The following is a 17,644-nucleotide window of genomic DNA, read 5'->3' as shown; positions in this document are numbered from 1 at the left end:
ATGCCGGGCGCGCTGTTCGCAAGAGTGTGACGTTGCTTGCAACCGCCGAGCGCGCGAAGATGTCGGGCAATGGTGCCTGCCAGATCAGGCAGCAAGACCAGCGGCAACGCCGGCCAGGAACACCGTACGGGAACTCTCGTAGGACGCAAAAACCTGTTCCAGGTCAACAGACTCCGGTTTTCCTGCGGCCGACATCGTCTCGCCTTGCAGGCACAGGGTCGCGAAGTCGGAAAAACCGAGATTGACGGCGCATCCCTTCAGGAAATGAAGGTCTTCCTCAATGAGTTCCGGCTTGGGAGTAGTGCGCATCCGGTCGAGAAGGCATTCGACCTCGTCCAGGAAAAGTTCCACGACTTCATCGAATTCGGGCGCGCCGATCTCCGACCGCAACTCCGATACGCGCTTCCAGTCGATCATTCGAAATCCTCTCTCGACTTTCGAGCTCTCCACATGTCCGACCTACGCCTGCAAGTTTAAGAATCCCTTGATGTCGGCAGAGACGCATTTCCGAATTCGCTTCACCGCTCGTTAATGGCGATGTGTCACGAAGTCGGTGGACCAGATATGCGACCATGGGCCTGAACTTGCCATCAGCCGAAGAGAGACCCGAAAATGCGTCGGTGGCGTCAACCGAGCCGGTGCGCCGCGTGCTGATCGTGGATGATAGCCGCCTGCAACGGCGCATCCTCTGCGCGTCGCTCCGCCGGTGGGGGTACGAGGTCCAAGAGGCGTCTTCCGGTCCCGAGGCGCTCAAGAAGTGCATTGTGGATCCTCCCGACATCATCATCAGCGACTGGATGATGCCGGAAATGAACGGACCGGAGTTTTGTCAGGCGTTCAGGAGGATGGACCGCCGGAACTATGGGTACTTCATTCTTCTCACCTCCAAGTCGGAGTCGGTGGAAGTCGTTCAGGGACTGGATGCCGGCGCCGACGATTTTCTGACCAAACCGGTTTCGGGTGACGAACTCAGGGCGCGGCTCAATGCAGGCGAGCGAATACTCCGGATGGAACAGGAGCTTGTCGAAAAGAACGACCTGCTCAGTTGCACCCTGACCGAGTTGCAAACGCTTTACGATTCACTCGACAGCGACCTCGTCGAGGCCCGGAAACTCCAGCAATCCCTCGTGCGGGAGCGGTTCCGCGACTTCGGCGGGTCGCAGATTTCGCTACTGCTGCGACCGAGCGGACATGTCGGTGGCGATCTGGTGGGCTTTTTCCCGATCAACGCCCGCCGCGTGGCGGTGTTTGCGATCGACGTGTCAGGCCACGGTGTTGCCTCGGCGCTGATGACGGCGCGACTTGCGGGTTTTCTATCGGGCAGTTCGCCAGAGCAGAACGTCGCGCTCTACGAAGGGGAGTTCGGGATCTACGACGCTCACCCGCCCGAGGAGGTTGCGGCGCAACTCAATCACCTGACCCTGACGGAACTCGAAACCGAAACCTATTTCACGCTTCTCTTTGCCGATATTGACCTGGTGAGCGGAGACGTGCGCATGGTTCAGGCCGGCCACCCGCATCCCGCGGTGCAGCGCGCTGACGGCCGGATCGAGTTTCTTGGCGACGGTGGACTGCCGGTGGGGCTTATCCCGGATGCAGATTATACCCCCGTTGTCACGCGGCTCGCGCCCGGGGATCGGATCTTCATTTCGTCCGACGGTGTGACCGAATGCGAGACCGCGGACGGCAAAATGCTCGATACCGCCGGTCTCGAAGAGCTGTTGCGGGGCAACCGGTCGTTGACCGGACAGGACTTCATGGAAGCCCTGACCTGGGATTTGGCGCGATACAGCGGTGACCGCGAGTTCTCCGACGACGTTTCAGCCGTTCTGTTCGAGTTCGGAGCGCCGAAACGGAACGCCGACTAATGTGGGACCCACTAGCTGATTGACCGAAGAAAGTGACGATCTCCGGCGTTACCGAGGGTTTCGGCAGCTTCCCGGATTGGCAGCCATATCGGTAAATGCAACTCCTCCGTCGGCGGCCCGAGCCGACGTCCGGGTTTCGCGAGATAGACTGTGCAGAGTTTCTCCGCCCAGATGTCGTACTCCGGCATGAACGTGAAACGGCGAAACGCACCAAGGCGACGCTCAAGCTGCATCGTCCAGCCCGTCTCTTCGTAGACCTCGCGGTGCAATGCCGCGACCGGCTGTTCGCCGGGGTCGACCCCGCCACCAGGAAGCTGCAGCTCGGGGATGGGTTCCGCCTGATGCGTCAGGAGCACCAGCCCGCCGCGCCGCAGGATCGCATAGGCGCCGGGTCTGAGAATGTAGCGGCGTCCGGGCTCAACCGGTTCTCCCACGCGTCGGATCATGGCCGCCCCCTTTTCACGGCGCATTGCGGCGCCTACATGGCTGCGGTATGCCAGCGACAGGCGCGCAAGGAAACCCCATGACACTCGGCTCAAGAATCGCGTGGGACGACACCGTCCTGCCTTTCCAACTCGATCGCTCGGATATCCGTGGTCGCATAACCCGCTTGGATTCCGTCCTCGACAATGTGCTGTCTCAGCACAACTACCCGCCGGCGATTGAAGCGCTGGTGGCGGAGATGGCACTGCTGACCGCTCTCGTCGGCCAGACGATAAAGCTCAGATGGAAACTCTCCTTGCAGGTGCGCGGCGATGGGCCCGCGCGCTTGATCGCGACCGATTACTACGGCCCGACCGAAGCGGGTGCACCAGCTCAGTTGCGCGCCTACGCCAGCTACGATGCCGAGCGTTCGCTCGATGGCAAGCCGTTCGATCTGATCGGCAAGGGGTATTTCGCAATCCTGATAGATCAGGGCAAGGGAATGACACCCTATCAGGGCATCACGCCGATCGCCGGGGGCAGTCTGGCTCATTGTGCAGAGACATACTTCGCGCAGTCCGAGCAGCTGCCGACGCGTTTCGCACTGGGATTTGGCAAATCGAACCACCCTGGCCACGGCGGGTGGCGTGGCGGCGGTGTAATGCTCCAGTCGATGCCAAAGGCCTCGCCCTTCGTCGCTCCCGAAAACAACGAGACCGAGCAACGGCTGATGACGGCGCACGACATCCTGTCGGGCGAAGAGGAAGAGCATTGGGAACGCGCGAACGTGCTGCTCGACACCGTCGAGGACATGGAGCTCGTCGGGCCGCGGGTCCAACCGACCGAACTGCTGGTGCGGCTCTTCCACGAAGAAGGCCCGCGCGTTTTCGACGCGCAGCCGGTGGAGTTTGGTTGTACCTGCTCGCCGGACAAGGTCCGTCAATCGATGTCGATCTATTCGGCGCGGGATATTGCGCACATGACGACACCCGAGGGTATCGTGACGGCCGATTGCCAGTTTTGCGGTGCGCATTATGAGTTCGACCCAAAGACATTGGGGTTCGAGGCCGAGGAGGCTCCGGGTGACGACGCGTGACGCACTCCGCGGGCGACTTCAGAGCGCTATTGCGGCACCTGGACAGCCCTCGTCCGACTACGACCTGAATCCGGATGTCGTATTGCCGCAAGGCCGGCGTCTGCGTGCGGCGGCGGTCTTGGTGCCTGTGGCGATTGAGCCGCGTGGTGTGCGGCTCTATCTCACCAAACGGTCGTCACGTCTGAAGCATCATCCCGGTCAGGTCGCCTTTCCCGGCGGCAAGCTTGACGAGGCCGACACCGACGCGGCTGCGGCTGCATTGCGGGAGGCACAGGAGGAAATCGCACTTCCGCCCGATGCGGTCGAGATCCTTGGAACCTTGCCGAGCCATGAAACGGTCACCGGTTTCGATGTGACCCCGGTTGTTGGATTGCTGCGGCACGGTTTCGATCCCGTTCCCGAGCCCGGCGAGGTGGAGGAGATCTTCACCGTTCCGTTGGAGCTGGTCACGACACCGGCCCGGTTTTCGATCGAACGACGCCGATGGCGTGGTCAGTGGCGCAGCTTCTACACTGTGCCGCACGGTCCCTACTATATCTGGGGTGCGACGGCGCGCGTGTTGCGCGCTCTGGCAGACCGGATGCCAAGCTGATGCGGATCGAGGCCTCCTGGCTCGACAACCCCGCTGTGCAACAGGTTTGTGCACTGTTGGAGGCGGCCGGGTACCAAGCGCTTTACGTCGGTGGCTGCGTGCGCAACACGCTGCTGGGCTTCCCGGTCGCGGATCACGACCTTTCCACGGACGCACGCCCGGATTCAGTCATCGCCATCATGGAGGATGCCGCGCTTAAGGTGATCCCCACTGGTATTGATCACGGCACGGTCACGGTCATTGCCGGCGGCGAACCTTTCGAGATCACCACGTTTCGACACGATATTGAGACGGACGGGCGACGGGCGGTGGTGCATTTTGCAACGGATGTCATCGAAGATGCGCGGCGCCGCGATTTCACGATGAACGCGATCTACTGTGACCGGCGGGGAGACATCGTCGACCCGCTCGGCGGCATCATTGATCTTCGTGCGCGGCGCCTCCGCTTCGTTGGTCAGGCGGCCGAGCGCGTTCAGGAGGATTACCTGCGCATACTGCGGTTCTTCCGTTTTTCAGCCTGGTATGCCGATCCCGACCAGGGAATGGATCCCGAGGCGCTTGCGGCCTGTGCCGCGCATTTGGACGGGCTCGACAGAATCTCTGCGGAAAGGATCGGGGGCGAGATGCGAAAACTGCTCGCGGCGCCCGATCCCAGCCAGGCGGTTGCCGTGATGCAGACCACGGGTGTGCTTGGAGCGATCTTGCCAGGGGCGGACATGACAGCATTGCCGATCCTCGTGCATCTGGAGATGCAGGCCGGCCGGGCACCCGACCCTGTACTTCGGCTGGCCGCAATTGGGGGGCAGGGGGCGGCGGATCGCTTGCGCCTAAGCAAGGCAGAGGCGCGTCGCCTGTCCGCGATCGGTCAGGCAGCGCGGTCCGGTCAGGGAGCGGCGGAGCTCGGATACCGAAATGGCGCGGAGGATGGCACGGCAGCGGTGCTCTTGCATTCAGCCTTCGTCGGTGTCTCGACCCCACCCGCCGCGTTGGAGGATGTTGCACGTGGTGCGCGTGCCGTGTTTCCCATATCCGCGCGCGATCTGATGCCACGCTTCGCAGGCCGGCACCTTGGAGAGGAGATGAAGGCGCGCGAACGGCGGTGGATCGACTCCGGGTTCTCTCTGTCCCGCGAAGACCTGCTGGCTTGACGCCTACGACCCGGCCCGCCATTGATCCGGCCTTCCAAGGGAGAACAGTATGACGGCCGATACCCTGTTTGCGCTGCTCGCACTTGCAACGGTTGCCGCATGGACACCGGGCCCGAACAACGCGCTTGTCGCCAATTCCGGCGCGACGTTCGGTCTGCGGCGCACCTGGCCGCATGTGTTCGGTATCGGCCTTGGCTTTCCTCTGATGGTCTTTCTCGTGGGTTTCTTCCTGGGAGGGCTGTTCCAGGCATCGCCATTGCTCCGTGAGGGATTGCGCTGGTTGGGTGCAGTGGTTTTGATCTGGATTGCCTGGAAGATCGCAACATCCGGCGGGATCAGTACCCCGGGAAGAGAACCGCGGCCTTTCACGTTTCTGGAAGCAGCAGCCTTTCAGTGGATCAACCCCAAGGGTTGGGCTTTCGCCGTGGCGCTTACCAGCCAGTTCGTTGATCCCGCATCGCCCCTTGAATCGGCTTTCATAGTCGGTGCTGTCTTCCTCGTCGTGGGTCTCGGCAGTGCAACGACGTGGGCCGTTCTTGGCCAAGCGATCACCCGCTGGGTCAACACCGCGCATCGGCTGCGGTGGTTCAATATCGCGATGGGCGCAGTCATCGCCGGCTGCGTGGTGCTGTTGTTTCTTGACTGATTTTCCTGTCGATCCGCTTTACGCATTCGTGTTCGCAGGGCTCTTTTCTCCGGGGCCCAATATCATCCTGCTGACTGCGTCCGGCGCACGCTTCGGGTTCCGGCGCACACTCCCGCACGTGCTGGGCGTCGCTGCGGGCGTCGGTGTTACCAGCGGACTGACCGCATTCGGGTTGGGGGCGTTGCTACAGCGCCTTCCAGCGCTTGAGCTTGTCTTGAAACTCGTTGCGGCCGGCTGGATTCTGTGGATGGCATGGACGCTCTTCAACGCCGCGCGACGTCAGGCGCTCTCGGAGAGTGACCGGCCCTTCACCTTCGTAGAAGCGGTGCTGTTCCAGTGGGTGAACCCGAAGATCTGGGCGCTCGCGGTTGCGGCATCAGCAGGTTTCCCGGGCGGTTTGTCACCGATTGGCGAAGCCGCGCGCATGGCTTCCGCCTTTTCCGGAATCAATCTCTTCGTCTGCCTTTTCTGGACCTTTGCCGGGTCGCTGCTGACGTTTCTGCTCACCACACCGCGCGCATTCTCGCTGTTCAATTCCGCGATGGCAGCGGCGCTTGCGCTTTCCGCTGCAATGGTTTTCCTGTAACAGGGGGTTTCTAGACACCGCCCCATCGTTCCCCAAGGAAACCCCGATGTTTCGACGCTTCGAAAACATCGTCGACCCTTATACGCCCTATGAGGAGACCGACACTCCGCCACAGCGGCTGTGGCCCTTTCTCTGGGCGTATGCGCAGCCGTTCAAGAGATGGTTTGCACTTGCAGCGGTGCTCTCGGTTCTCGTGGCGGCGGTGGAGATTGGGCTCATTCACTACATGGGTCGGATCGTCGACATCCTTTCCCGCAACACCCCTGCGGATGTCTGGTCGGCGCATCGCTGGGAGCTGATTGGGATCGCGCTCTTTATCCTTGTGCTGCGTCCGGTCCTCCAGGCACTTGATGTGCTGGTGCTCAACAACGGGCTGATGCCGAACTTCGGCACGCTCATCCGGTGGCGGGCGCACCGCCACGTGTTGCGCCAGTCGGTCGGCTGGTTCGAGAACGATTTCGCCGGCCGTATCGCCAACCGGATCATGCAGACACCTCCGGCCGCCAACGAGTCGATGTTCCAGATCTTCGACGCGATGACGTTCGCGCTCGCCTATCTGGTGGGTGCTGCCGTGCTGCTGGCGGACGCAGACGGGCGGTTGGTGCTGCCGTTGCTGGCATGGTTTGCGCTCTACGGCGTGCTTCTACACTGGACCATCACCCGCGTCGGTCCGGCATCAAAGGCGGCATCGGATGCCCGCAGCGAGGTTACGGGCCGGGTCGTCGACAGCTATACCAACATCCACTCGGTCAAGATGTTCGCGCATCACGACCGCGAACTGGACTATGCCAAGGAAGCGATCGAAGAGACCCGTCGGACCTTCCGCAAGGAGATGCGGATCTACACGGTCATGGACATCTCTCTGACGGTTCTGAACGGCTGGCTGATCGTCGGGGTCGTTGGCTGGTGTGTCGCGCTGTGGATGCAGGGCGCAGCCAGCGTTGGCGTGGTGGCGGCGGCGACGGCGCTGACACTCCGGTTGAACGCGATGACCGGCTGGATCATGTGGGCGGTGTCGTCCTTTTTCCGCAACCTGGGCGTGGTGGCCGAGGGGATGGAGACGATTGCTCAACCCATCGGGCTAACGGATGTTCCGGGCGCGCCGGCGCTCGTACTTGGCGAGGGGCGGATCGCTTTCGAGGAGGTCAGCCATCACTACGGTCGCGGCGCGGGCGGTCTGGACCGCCTGTCGCTGAACATCGAACCTGGCGAAAAGGTTGGTTTGATCGGCCGGTCGGGCGCCGGAAAGTCCACGCTGGTGAAGCTGCTTCTGCGGTTCTACGACCCCGAAAGCGGGCGGATACTCGTTGACGGACAGGATGTGACCCAGGTGAGTCAGGAGAGCCTGCGCCGACAGGTTGGTATGGTGCAGCAGGACACCGCTTTGCTGCACCGGTCCATCGCCGAGAACATTCTCTACGGCCGACCCGAGGCGAGCGAGGCCGAGATGATCGCCGCGGCGAAGAGGGCGGCGGCCGATGAGTTCATCCATGAATTGACGGATATGGAGGGCAATTCCGGTTACCTTGCGCGGGTTGGCGAACGCGGTGTGAAGCTTTCCGGCGGGCAACGGCAACGGATCGCGCTGGCGCGTGTGATCCTCAAAGATGCGCCGATTCTTGTGCTCGACGAAGCCACGTCGGCTCTGGATTCCGAAGTCGAAGCAGCCATTCAGGATACGCTGTACGGCGTCATGGAAGGCAAGACGGTGATCGCCATTGCGCACCGACTGTCAACCATTGCCCGGATGGATCGGATTCTCGTCCTCGATGGGGGTCACATCGTCGAGCAGGGCACCCACGCGGCACTTCTGGCGCGAGGTGGGCTCTACGCGCGTTTTTGGGAGCGCCAGTCGGGTGGGTTCATTGGCATGGTGCCAGACAAGCCGGAGGCGGCCGAATGAAACTCCCCGATCTTATCGACGCCTTCGCGCGCGCCGACGGCCCGCCGCCGCGCCGATTGCTGCCGTTTATGTTCTGGTGCCTGCGGGGGAGCTTGCCAGTGATGCTGGCGGCGGGGCTCCTGTCTTCCATCGTGGGTACGATGGAGGTTTTCAGTGCGCTGTTGCTTGGGCGGATCATAGACACGGCGCTGGAGACAGGCCCGGCGGATTTCTTTTCCGGAAATCTGCCGCTGCTGATTGCTGCCGTCGCTTTCTTCGTTCTGTTTCGCCCTGTTGCCTTCGGCGCTTCGGCAGCGGCAAACGCGATGGTCGTACAGCCGAACGTGATGCCGCTTGTGCTCTCGCGACTGCACCGCTGGACCATGGGGCAGTCGGTCACCTTCTTCGACAACGATTTCGCGGGTCGGATCGCGCAGAAGCAGATGCAGACTGCGCGCGCTGTGACGGATGTCGTCTCGGAAGTCATTAACGTCATCTTCTTCGCCCTGGCGTCCCTGATTGGCTCGGCGCTGCTGTTGACGTCCATCGACTGGCGGGTGGCCATGGCGCTGTCGATCTGGCTTGCGCTCTACCTGTTGTTGATCTCCTGGTTCCTGCCGCGCGTTCGCGGAAGGTCCAAGGAACGGGCGGCAGCGCGGGCGATGGTCTCGGGGCAGGTCGTGGACACGATCACCAACATCAAGACGGTCAAGCTTTTTGCCCATGTTGGCCGGGAGGATAGCGAAGCGCTGGATGCGATGGGCAGCTTCCGCGAGATGGCGATACATTTCGGCGTGATGGCGACTCAGTTCCGCACGATGCTCATGGCGCTCGCGGGGTTGCTCCCGGTGCTGCTCATCGGCGGCTCGCTCTATCTCTGGTCGCAGGGCGCGGCGACCGCGGGCGACATCACTGCTGCGGGTACGATCGCCATACGCATTGCCCAGATGACGGGCTGGGTGAGTTTCGCGATGATGGGCATCTACGCCAATGTCGGCGAGGTTGAGGACGGTATCCGCACCCTCACTCCGCCGCACGATCTGGTCGACACGGTCGGAGCCGTGGAACTGCCGCCCGTCAAGGGCGAAGTCACCTTTGATAACGTGCGCTTTACCTATGGCCGGGAGGTGGGCGGTATCGACGGGCTGTCGCTGACGCTCAGGCCCGGCGAAAAGGTCGGGCTTGTCGGGGCGTCCGGCGCGGGTAAATCGACGCTCGTTTCGCTGCTGTTGCGGTTGCACGACCCCGAAGAGGGATCCGTGCTGATCGACGGGCACGACATTCGCCATGTTACGCAGGACAGCATGCGCCGCCAGATCGGCATGGTCACGCAGGAAACGGAGATGTTCAATCGCTCTGCGCGCGACAACCTGCTCTACGGCCGGCCCGAAGCCAGCGAAGTGGAAATGGTGAGTGCCGCGCAAAGGGCTGAGGCACACGACTTCATCCTCGATCTGCAGGACTACCGCGGTCGAGAGGGGTATGACGCGCATCTCGGCGAGCGTGGCGTCCGCCTCTCCGGTGGCCAGCGCCAGCGGATTGCCCTGGCCCGCGCAATCCTCAAGGATGCGCCCATTCTCGTGCTGGACGAAGCGACCTCCGCGCTCGACTCGGAGGTCGAGGCGCAAATTCAAGCCGCGCTGGAGCGGCTGATGGAGGGCAAGACCGTACTCGCCATTGCACACCGGCTCTCCACCATCGCGCGCATGGATCGGATCGTTGTGCTCGACCACGGGCGGATTGCCGAGGAGGGCACGCACGCAGAACTACTGGCCTTGGGCGGGCTCTACGCACGTTTCTGGCAGCGGCAATCAGGCGGGTTTCTCAACATCGCAGACGCAGCGGAGTGAATCCAACCGCGTGGTGGGTGCGAGCCGCTGGTCAGCACCGCTCGCGCAGGCTAAATGGGAACGCTGCATTTTCCTGCGGGTGAACAACGCTGTATCGGATGCGCTCAATGAACCACGATGTCGAAATCGAACGCCTTGGCCATCGTGGCGACGGAATCGCACCCGGCCCGATCTACGTTCCACGTACCTTGCCGGGCGAGGCCGTGCAGGGGGCCGTCGTGAATGGGCAGATGCTCGATCCGCGCATCCTGCGCCCGTCTCCTCACCGCGTTAGACCGCCATGTCCGCACTACAGCGCGTGCGGCGGTTGTTCGGTCCAACATGCCGACGACGGGTTTGTCGCCAAATGGAAGCAAGAGATTGTACACACCGCTCTCGCCGCGCAGGGGCTCGATGCAGAGTTCCGCCCGATGCATACATCCCCGCCGCAGTCCCGCAGGCGCGCTGTTTTCTCTGGCCGCCGCACGAAAAAGGGAGTTCTGGTCGGGTTTCACGCGCGCGCCTCGAACGCCGTGACGAATGTACCCGAGTGTACGTTGCTGGACCCTGAATTGCTGCGGGTCCGACCGGCGCTCGAGGACATCGTCCGCATCGGAAGCTCGCGCAAGGGCGAACTTGATCTCACCGTGACGGCCGCCTCGGAGGGGCCGGACGTTTTCGTCACGGGGGGTAAACCGCTCGACATGGCGCTGCGGGCCGAACTGGGCGCAATCGTTGGCCGGCACTCTCTTTCTCGGCTGACGTGGGACACCGAACTGGTGGCGATGCGGACCGCGCCGACGGTGGATTTCGACGGAATCACCGTGTCGCCGCCTCCCGGCGCATTTCTGCAGGCAACCGTGGATGGAGAAGCCGCACTGCGGGCGTCCGTCCGTGAAGCGGTGGGCAACGCGGCGCGGATCGCGGATCTGTTCGCCGGATGCGGCACTTTTGCGCTGCCGCTTGCACGCGGGGCGGAGGTTCACGCCGTTGAAGGCCTCGTTCCGCTTACAGAGGCGCTGACAGAGGGTTGGCGCCGGGCGGACGGTCTCAAACCGGTGAGCGCAGACGTGCGTGATCTGTTCCGCCGACCTCTCCTGGCCGAGGAACTCAACCGGTTCGATGCCGTTGTGATCGACCCGCCCCGCGCCGGGGCCGCCGCGCAGATCGATCAGATTGCTGCGTCGAACGTGCCTGTTGTTGCGGCGGTTTCCTGCAATCCTGTCACGTTCGCGCGTGACGCTGCCGCGCTCATCCGCGCAGGATTCCGCCTCGATTGGGTGCGGGTCGTGGACCAGTTTCGCTGGTCGGTGCACGTGGAACTTGCGGCGCGACTATCGCGAGGCCATATCGGCGCCTGAATGGCAACGCGCCCCGAAGGAAATTGTATGCGTGATACCCTGACGGCCTGGCTGGAGCGCCAGAGCATCCGAAATTTCGTGATCGGCGTAATAATTTTCAACGCCATACTGCTGGGGCTTGAAACCTATCCAGCGGTGATGGATCGCGCCGGCGGGCTGATAATCTTTCTGGATAATCTGTGCCTGTCGATCTTTGTGGCGGAGATCGCTGCCAAGCTCGTGGCCTACCGCTGGAACTTCTTCCGAAACGGATGGAACCTCTTCGATTTTGCCATCGTCGGAATCTCGCTGATCCCGGGCGCACATACCCTGTCGGTCTTGCGAGCACTGCGAATTCTCCGGGTGCTGCGTGTCATCTCCGCGCTGCCAAGGCTGCGCCGGGTGGTAGAGGGGTTCATTTCTGCGTTGCCCGGGATGGGGTCGGTCTTCCTGCTGATGGCGCTGGTGTTCTACATTGGATCGGTGATGGCGACGAAGCTCTTCGGCGCCGACTTTCCGGAATGGTTCGGGTCTCTTGGGCGCTCGGCCTATTCGCTCTTCCAGATCATGACGCTGGAATCCTGGTCGATGGGTATCGTCCGGCCCGTGATGGAGGTGCATCCGCGCGCCTGGGTTTTCTTCGTGCCCTTCATTTTGATGACGACCTTCGCGGTGGTGAACCTGCTCGTGGGTCTGATCGTGAACTCCATGCAGGATGCGCATCACGAGGAGGACACTGCGCAGACCGATGCCTACCGCGACGAGGTTCTGGCCCGGCTGGAATCAATCGAGCGTCGGTTGCAGGCGGCGGGTCAGGTCGAACCGGGTGTAGCTCCGTCCGAAAAGGCGGGATCGGGCAAAATGTGAACACGTACCGCGCCATTCGTTCCCTTCACCATTTGCCGGAATCTGCTATAGTTCGCGGCAAAACAAACAAAGGGACAAGGCAGGCATGTACGTTCCGAGACGGGCACTTCTGGCCGGTGGCGCCGCATTTGCGCTCGCAGGCTGTTCGAGCAAGTTCAAACGATACGACGGACCACAGGTGACGCGCGTCCAGGTTGTGAAGCAGCGGCGCAAGCTTTACCTGTTCCACGGCCGGATTCTCCTGGCGGATTACCAGGTTCATCTGGGTGACGCCGATGGTCCGAAACGGTTTCGTGGCGATGGAAAGACGCCGGAGGGAACCTATCTGATCGATCGGCGCAACCCGAACAGCTCGTTTCACCTGTCGTTGGGTATTTCCTATCCCAATGCGGAGGACGTCGCCTACGCCTCCGCGCTCGGGCGCGACCCGGGCGGCGATATTTTCATCCATGGCGATCGGCGACCGGAAGACCCGCGTGGCCGGGATTGGACCGCCGGCTGCATCGCAGTAAAGGATCGAGAAATGGAGAGTATCTACGCCATGGTCCGCAACGGAACGCCAATCGACATCTACGCCTGACGTCCAGTTTCCGTTTCATGGATGAGAACGGTTTTTGTTCACGCCGTCAGGCGCCGGTCACGAGAACCCACCAGATCTTGCCGTTCCGCTCCTGATACCAGGAGAAGCCGAGATCGCGCGCGTCTGGATCCATGATGATCGTGCTCCATGGAGAATCCATCCAGGCCGACAACGTCTCGAGTTCGCTCTCGTAACTCTCGGCAAAGGCCTGGCCACGGAACGAACCGGGATACCCGGTGCGGGCGACGCGGGTGATGGGGGAAGAGCCGTCCGATCCGAAGTTCCAGGGACGATTCTGCAGCGACATGTCCCGTGCATGTGTCGCCGCGGCGGCATTGAGCTGCGAGTCCAGCTGAACGGAGGGAATCCCCGCCGCGGTCCGGAGGCTGTTGACTGAATCCAGCATTCGATACTGGATTTCAGCGGTGTCACCGGCAGAAATCCGATAGATCTTCTGTCCGTCGACACTGGAAGGCGTCGGGCTACAGGCCGCTAGCAGAATACCAAGTAGAACGGACAGGAGGGTGGTTCGGGTCATGAATTTGGCCGTGAGGTTTTGGTTCCCTTTCGTCTAGCTGCAAGCCGGCGATGGTTCAAACACTTCGCGCAGCCGTCGCAACCTCCCGACGCTTTGAATTGCGACCGGGGCATTCGCGCAATACAATCCCGCCGACCGAGGATGGCGGATGCCCCTTATGAGGAAGAAATGAGAGATTCGACAAATCAGACATTGAACCGCCGCCGGTTCTTGCGGGCAGGAGCTGCGTCAGCCCTTGGAATGCTCGCGGCACCGGCCTACGCACAGACGACCGTATTCGAGCCAGTGCGGGAGAACGACGCGTCGGTGCGACGCAATATCGGCGGTTTCCTGGCGAGGAATTGGCAGCCGTATTTCTCGTCCACTGCGAACGGCGCGATCCTTGTGGATATCGACTCCCGCGCGTTGCACTTCTGGTCGTCGGATCAGACAATCTACAAGGTCTATCCCACGAGCGTTCCGATCTCGGAGGAACTGACCCGGCGCGGCCGGACGAGCGTGATCCGCAAGGTCGAGGGGCCGTCCTGGGCGCCGACGCCGTCGATGAAGAAGCGAAATCCGGAATGGCCTGATTTCGTGCCGCCGGGCCCCGACAACCCGCTCGGCACCCATGCGTTGTACTTGGGCTGGAAGTACTATCGGATCCACGGAACCCACGATACGCGCAAGATCGGACGGCCATCGTCGAACGGCTGTATCGGCCTCTACAATGAGCATATTGCCGAGCTTTTTTCTCTGACAACTTCGGGCACGCAGGTGTTGCTTATTTGACGACATTGACGCGGCGGCGATGGGGCGTCTCTGTGAACAATTGCCAAATGCCAGAGTCTCTGCAAGGAATTGATCACGAGGTACTATTTGGGGCGCGGGCGTCCTCACTAATTGCGTCCGTGCGGAAACTGGAGGTTAACATGAAGAAGCTTGCTCTCGCCGCTGCTCTTTCGCTGGCTGCGACCGCCACCTTCGCGGGTGGCTACGAAGAGCCGGTCATCGAGCCGGTCATCATCGAAGAAGACACCGGCACGTCCGGCGGCGGACTGTGGATTCCGCTTCTGATCTTCATCGTGATCGGTGCGGCTGCCGCCAGCTCCTGATTCGATACGCGATCAGAATTTGGAAAAAGGCGGGTCACAACACCCGCCTTTTTTCATTTCTGAAACGTCGACGCCGGACGATACGATCCCGTCGTTTCGGTCACGGCACCAATGAGCTTTCTTGATCCCGCGTCATGCAGGCTCGATCCAGCCCTTGAGGTTGGTCTCAATGACATCGCTCAGCGCAGACACGTGCGCAGCATCGTCGTTGAGGCAAGGGATGTAGGTGAAGCTTTCGCCGCCTGCCTCCTCGAAACTCTCCCGGATTTCCTCGTTGATCTCCTCAAGCGTCTCGATGCAATCGGCCGAGAATGCAGGCGCGATCACGGCAATTCGTTTCTTTCCGGCGCGCGCCAGTTCCGCAACGTGTTCGACCGTGTACGGCCGGAGCCATTCCTCGGGACCGAACTGGCTCTGGAACGTGGTGGTAATCGCCTCATCCGATATGCCTAGCCTTTCCTTCAGCAGCCGCGTCGTCTTCTGGCACTGACAATGGTATGGATCGCCTTCCATGAGGTAGCGCTGGGGCAGGCCATGATAGGAGCAAACCAGCATATCGGGTTTCTGCTCCAAGGCGCCGTAGGCGCGTTCGACCGATTGCGCCAGCGCATCAACGTAGGTGGGCTCTTCGAAATAGGGTGGCACGATGCGAACCGTCGGCTGCCACTTCTCATCCATCAACGCGCGGAAGAACTGATCGTTTGCCGTAGCGGAAGTTGCACCGGCATACTGCGGATAGAGCGGGAAGAAGAGGATACGGCGGCAGCCCTGTTCGATCAGCGACCGAACCTTCGATTTGGTTGAGGGGTTGCCGTAGCGCATGCAGAAGTCCACCACGACCCGATCTCCGAAGCGTGCGGTCATCTCTGCCGCGATTCCCGCTGTCTGGTCTCGAGTGATGGTCATCATCGGGCTTTCGTTCTTTTCTTCGTTCCAGATGGACCTGTAGGCCGCGCCGGAACTGAAGGGCCGTTTGGAAAGGATGATGAGTTGCAGGAGGGGCTGCCATTTCCACTTCGGGTAGTCGATGACCCGCTGATCGGACAGGAATTCGCTGAGGTACCGGCGCATAGACCAATAGTCCGTATCGTCCGGTGTCCCCAGATTCGCCAGAAGAACACCGATTTTCTCAGGTTGCACCGGGGGATGGTCGGCGGGGAGATGGTCGGTCATGTCTTTTCCTGGCTGAGATAGGCTTCTACGTGACGAGATAAGAGGTGTGGGCAATTCGTCAATCGGACCCATCCGGTGACGGCGGCGTGCCAACATCGTCCGGTCCAATTTCCTGGGTTCCAAGAGCATCGGCCAGCCGCGTGGCGGCCGAGCCCGGGCGCAATGGTTGCGGCTGTGAGGCGGCCGGCGCCCAGCCTGCAAGAAAAATGAGCTCGAATGTCGCGGCGATGCGCGCGCCATCGACCGGATAGCGGGCGGCGTAGTCCTCGGCCATATGCAGGAACAGGCGTCTCGGCGCGAGTGCCCTATGGCGTGCCGCCAGTGCATTGGTTTCGCCCATGGCACGCAGGTCGCGCATCAGGTGAAACGCTGTTTCGTAGGTTGCGGTCAGCGGAACCGAATCTGCAACCGGCAGCGCGAAGCCTGCGCGTTGCATGAGTGCGCCGACGTCGCGAATCTCGCCCATCGGTGCGACCCGCGGCGACAGGCCGCCCATCTCGGCGGATTCTGCCTTTGCAAGGGTCGTGCGCAGCTCGGACAGCGTCTCTCCGCCAAACAGGCAACCCAGAAAAAATCCGTCGGGCCTCAGCGCATGCCTCGCCTGAACGAGCTGCCCCACCGGGTCATCGGCCCAGTGGAGCGCAAGGGCGTGAACCACAAGATCATGCGCGCCCGGTTCCAGATCCAGTACTTCGGTGTCGGGGATCTGTCGGGCCTGCGGCATCAGGTCCGCCCACAACTCGGGGAAACCGGAGACCACGACCGCATTCGTAAAGCTCCTGTTAACCAGTTCCAGTCTTTCCTGCATTTCGTCGGCGGCCGTCCGATGAAGGAAATCGGCCATTCCGCCCGGAGTTTTCCGGGCGCGGGTGCGAGCGCGGCTCAGCGCCGCTCGGTCGGTCAGTCGGGGTCGAGTCATGGTTGGGCAGGTTAGGAAGAAGCAGGCAGGTGTGATTGTGCGGGCGGCGCTGCAGGCAACGCTTCGCACAATCTATCCCCCCCATTGCCTTGCCTGCAACGAGGTACTGGGCACCGAAGATGGTCTGTGCGGTCCGTGCTGGCGGGACACGTTTTTCATTTCGGGTCTGGTCTGCGACGCATGCGGCGCGCCGTTGCCGGGTGAGGATCCCGGCGGTCGGGTTCTTTGCGACGACTGCCTTTCCATTGTCCGGCCGTGGTCGCGAGGGCGGGCTGCAATGATCTACCGTGGAAGTGGGCGGCGGCTCGTGCTCGGCTTCAAGCATGGCGACCGGACCGAGCTTGCGCGTCCGGCCGCCCGCTGGATGGCCAGGGCCGGGCGCGATCTTCTCGCGCCGGGCACCCTGATCGTGCCGGTTCCCCTCCATTGGCGGCGCCTCTTTCGGCGTCGATACAATCAATCCGCTCTGCTTGCGCGGGCGCTGGCGGCGCAGACGAAACTGGAGGCCTGTCCGGACATATTACGGCGTACGCGGCACACGGGTACGCAGGAAGGGCGTGGTCGGGACCAGCGGTTTCAGAACCTGGATGGCGCGATTGCGGTTCACCCGCGGCACAGAGAGCGGTTGCGTGATTGCAAGGTGCTCCTGATAGACGACGTGCTGACCTCCGGCGCGACACTTGCGGCCTGTGCCGATGCCTGCCTTGCAGCCGGCGCAGCGGACGTGGACGTTCTGGCACTGGCGCGCGTGGTCAAGGACGGGTAGGCTCCGCCCGATACTCCCGGAGATCTTCATGCAACCAGTTGAAATCTACACGACGCCGCTCTGCGGTTACTGCCACTCGGCCAAGCGCCTGTTGGCGAACAAAGACGTGACGTTTACCGAGATCGATGTCGCCGCCGCGCCCGAGCGCCGGCAGGAGATGACTGCGCGTGCCCGCGGTGGATATACCGTTCCGCAGATCTTCATTGGCGATACCCATGTTGGCGGCTGCGACGAACTCTACGCGCTGGAGCGCGCGGGCAAGCTCGACCCACTTCTCAACGCCGCTGCCTGAGCCCG

20 protein-coding genes are annotated in these 17,644 nt (G+C 62.1%); 15 read left to right on the top strand and 5 right to left on the bottom strand.

Going from position 1 to position 17,644, the window contains the following annotated elements:
• Positions 1 to 84 precede the first annotated feature (84 nt).
• Positions 85 to 417, bottom strand: a complete 333-nt coding sequence (locus ARC39_RS17420; protein ID WP_068116123.1) for an Hpt domain-containing protein — start codon at positions 415 to 417, stop codon at positions 85 to 87.
• Between the two features lie 155 nt (positions 418 to 572).
• Between ARC39_RS17420 and ARC39_RS17415 the strand changes: the two genes are divergently transcribed.
• Positions 573 to 1,868, top strand: a complete 1,296-nt coding sequence (locus ARC39_RS17415) for a PP2C family protein-serine/threonine phosphatase (protein ID WP_078059344.1) — start codon at positions 573 to 575, stop codon at positions 1,866 to 1,868.
• An 11-nt stretch (positions 1,869 to 1,879) separates the two neighbouring features.
• Here the strand turns inward: ARC39_RS17415 and ARC39_RS17410 are convergent, their stop codons facing one another.
• Positions 1,880 to 2,314 (bottom strand): NUDIX domain-containing protein, encoded by a 435-nt coding sequence (locus ARC39_RS17410; RefSeq protein WP_068116289.1) that lies wholly within the window; start codon positions 2,312 to 2,314, stop codon positions 1,880 to 1,882.
• A 77-nt stretch (positions 2,315 to 2,391) separates the two neighbouring features.
• Here ARC39_RS17410 and hslO point away from each other — a divergent pair, with 77 nt between their 5' ends.
• From hslO to ARC39_RS17360, 10 genes are all read left to right on the top strand, one after another.
• A complete protein-coding gene (gene hslO / locus ARC39_RS17405; protein WP_068116122.1) occupies positions 2,392 to 3,387 on the top strand; it encodes an Hsp33 family molecular chaperone HslO in 996 nt (331 codons plus the stop codon).
• Positions 3,374 to 3,979 (top strand): CoA pyrophosphatase, encoded by a 606-nt coding sequence (locus tag ARC39_RS17400; protein WP_236545295.1) that lies wholly within the window; start codon positions 3,374 to 3,376, stop codon positions 3,977 to 3,979. The genes hslO and ARC39_RS17400 overlap by 14 nt, the downstream gene beginning before the upstream one ends.
• Positions 3,979 to 5,127 (top strand): CCA tRNA nucleotidyltransferase, encoded by a 1,149-nt coding sequence (locus tag ARC39_RS17395; protein ID WP_068116120.1) that lies wholly within the window; start codon positions 3,979 to 3,981, stop codon positions 5,125 to 5,127. The genes ARC39_RS17400 and ARC39_RS17395 overlap by 1 nt, the downstream gene beginning before the upstream one ends.
• Before the next feature lie 49 nt (positions 5,128 to 5,176).
• Positions 5,177 to 5,773 carry a LysE family translocator gene (locus ARC39_RS17390; protein WP_068116119.1) on the top strand — a complete coding sequence of 199 codons (597 nt, stop codon included), beginning with the start codon at positions 5,177 to 5,179 and terminating at the stop codon, positions 5,771 to 5,773.
• Entirely contained in the window at positions 5,766 to 6,359 is a 594-nt protein-coding gene (locus tag ARC39_RS17385; RefSeq protein WP_068116118.1) for a LysE family translocator, read from the top strand. The genes ARC39_RS17390 and ARC39_RS17385 overlap by 8 nt, the downstream gene beginning before the upstream one ends.
• A 46-nt stretch (positions 6,360 to 6,405) precedes the next feature.
• Positions 6,406 to 8,262, top strand: coding sequence for an ABC transporter ATP-binding protein (locus ARC39_RS17380; RefSeq protein ID WP_068116117.1), 1,857 nt, complete (start codon positions 6,406 to 6,408; stop codon positions 8,260 to 8,262).
• Entirely contained in the window at positions 8,259 to 10,091 is a 1,833-nt protein-coding gene (locus ARC39_RS17375; RefSeq protein ID WP_068116116.1) for an ABC transporter ATP-binding protein, read from the top strand. The genes ARC39_RS17380 and ARC39_RS17375 overlap by 4 nt, the downstream gene beginning before the upstream one ends.
• A 107-nt stretch (positions 10,092 to 10,198) precedes the next feature.
• Positions 10,199 to 11,431, top strand: coding sequence for a class I SAM-dependent RNA methyltransferase (locus tag ARC39_RS17370; RefSeq protein ID WP_068116115.1), 1,233 nt, complete (start codon positions 10,199 to 10,201; stop codon positions 11,429 to 11,431).
• Positions 11,432 to 11,458: 27 nt separating this feature from the next.
• On the top strand, positions 11,459 to 12,277 hold the full coding sequence (locus ARC39_RS17365; protein ID WP_068116114.1) for an ion transporter: 819 nt from the start codon (positions 11,459 to 11,461) through the stop codon (positions 12,275 to 12,277).
• Between the two features lie 85 nt (positions 12,278 to 12,362).
• Positions 12,363 to 12,857 (top strand): L,D-transpeptidase family protein, encoded by a 495-nt coding sequence (locus ARC39_RS17360; protein WP_068116113.1) that lies wholly within the window; start codon positions 12,363 to 12,365, stop codon positions 12,855 to 12,857.
• Positions 12,858 to 12,903: 46 nt separating this feature from the next.
• On the opposite strand, the gene dalA is transcribed toward ARC39_RS17360, so the two are convergent.
• The gene (gene dalA / locus ARC39_RS17355; RefSeq protein WP_068116112.1) at positions 12,904 to 13,395 is read right to left on the bottom strand and encodes a divisome-associated lipoprotein DalA; all 492 of its coding nucleotides are present in this window, start codon (positions 13,393 to 13,395) and stop codon (positions 12,904 to 12,906) included.
• A gap of 168 nt (positions 13,396 to 13,563) precedes the next feature.
• Between dalA and ARC39_RS17350 the strand changes: the two genes are divergently transcribed.
• Positions 13,564 to 14,166 (top strand): L,D-transpeptidase, encoded by a 603-nt coding sequence (locus tag ARC39_RS17350; RefSeq protein WP_068116111.1) that lies wholly within the window; start codon positions 13,564 to 13,566, stop codon positions 14,164 to 14,166.
• Positions 14,167 to 14,306: 140 nt separating this feature from the next.
• Positions 14,307 to 14,489: a ferrochelatase gene (locus tag ARC39_RS17345; RefSeq protein ID WP_068116110.1), complete on the top strand. Its 183-nt coding sequence runs from the start codon at positions 14,307 to 14,309 to the stop codon at positions 14,487 to 14,489.
• A gap of 132 nt (positions 14,490 to 14,621) precedes the next feature.
• On the opposite strand, the gene hemH is transcribed toward ARC39_RS17345, so the two are convergent.
• Together hemH and ARC39_RS17335 are read right to left on the bottom strand one after the other, a co-directional pair.
• Positions 14,622 to 15,662, bottom strand: coding sequence for a ferrochelatase (gene hemH / locus ARC39_RS17340; RefSeq protein WP_068116109.1), 1,041 nt, complete (start codon positions 15,660 to 15,662; stop codon positions 14,622 to 14,624).
• Between the two features lie 58 nt (positions 15,663 to 15,720).
• Positions 15,721 to 16,581: a methyltransferase domain-containing protein gene (locus ARC39_RS17335; RefSeq protein ID WP_068116108.1), complete on the bottom strand. Its 861-nt coding sequence runs from the start codon at positions 16,579 to 16,581 to the stop codon at positions 15,721 to 15,723.
• On the opposite strand from ARC39_RS17335, the gene ARC39_RS17330 reads away from it, so the two are divergent.
• Together ARC39_RS17330 and grxC are read left to right on the top strand one after the other, a co-directional pair.
• A complete protein-coding gene (locus tag ARC39_RS17330; RefSeq protein ID WP_149866472.1) occupies positions 16,580 to 17,347 on the top strand; it encodes a ComF family protein in 768 nt (255 codons plus the stop codon). The two genes, ARC39_RS17335 and ARC39_RS17330, sit on opposite strands and share 2 nt — an antisense overlap.
• A 28-nt stretch (positions 17,348 to 17,375) precedes the next feature.
• Entirely contained in the window at positions 17,376 to 17,639 is a 264-nt protein-coding gene (gene grxC / locus ARC39_RS17325) for a glutaredoxin 3 (RefSeq protein WP_068116107.1), read from the top strand.
• Positions 17,640 to 17,644: the final 5 nt, after the last annotated feature.

This window comes from Tropicimonas marinistellae, from assembly GCF_001509585.1.
GTDB classification, from domain to species: domain Bacteria; phylum Pseudomonadota; class Alphaproteobacteria; order Rhodobacterales; family Rhodobacteraceae; genus Tropicimonas; species Tropicimonas marinistellae.
The sequence above is the reverse complement of the archived record's forward strand: the minus strand, read 5'-3'. Positions and strand labels throughout refer to the sequence as shown.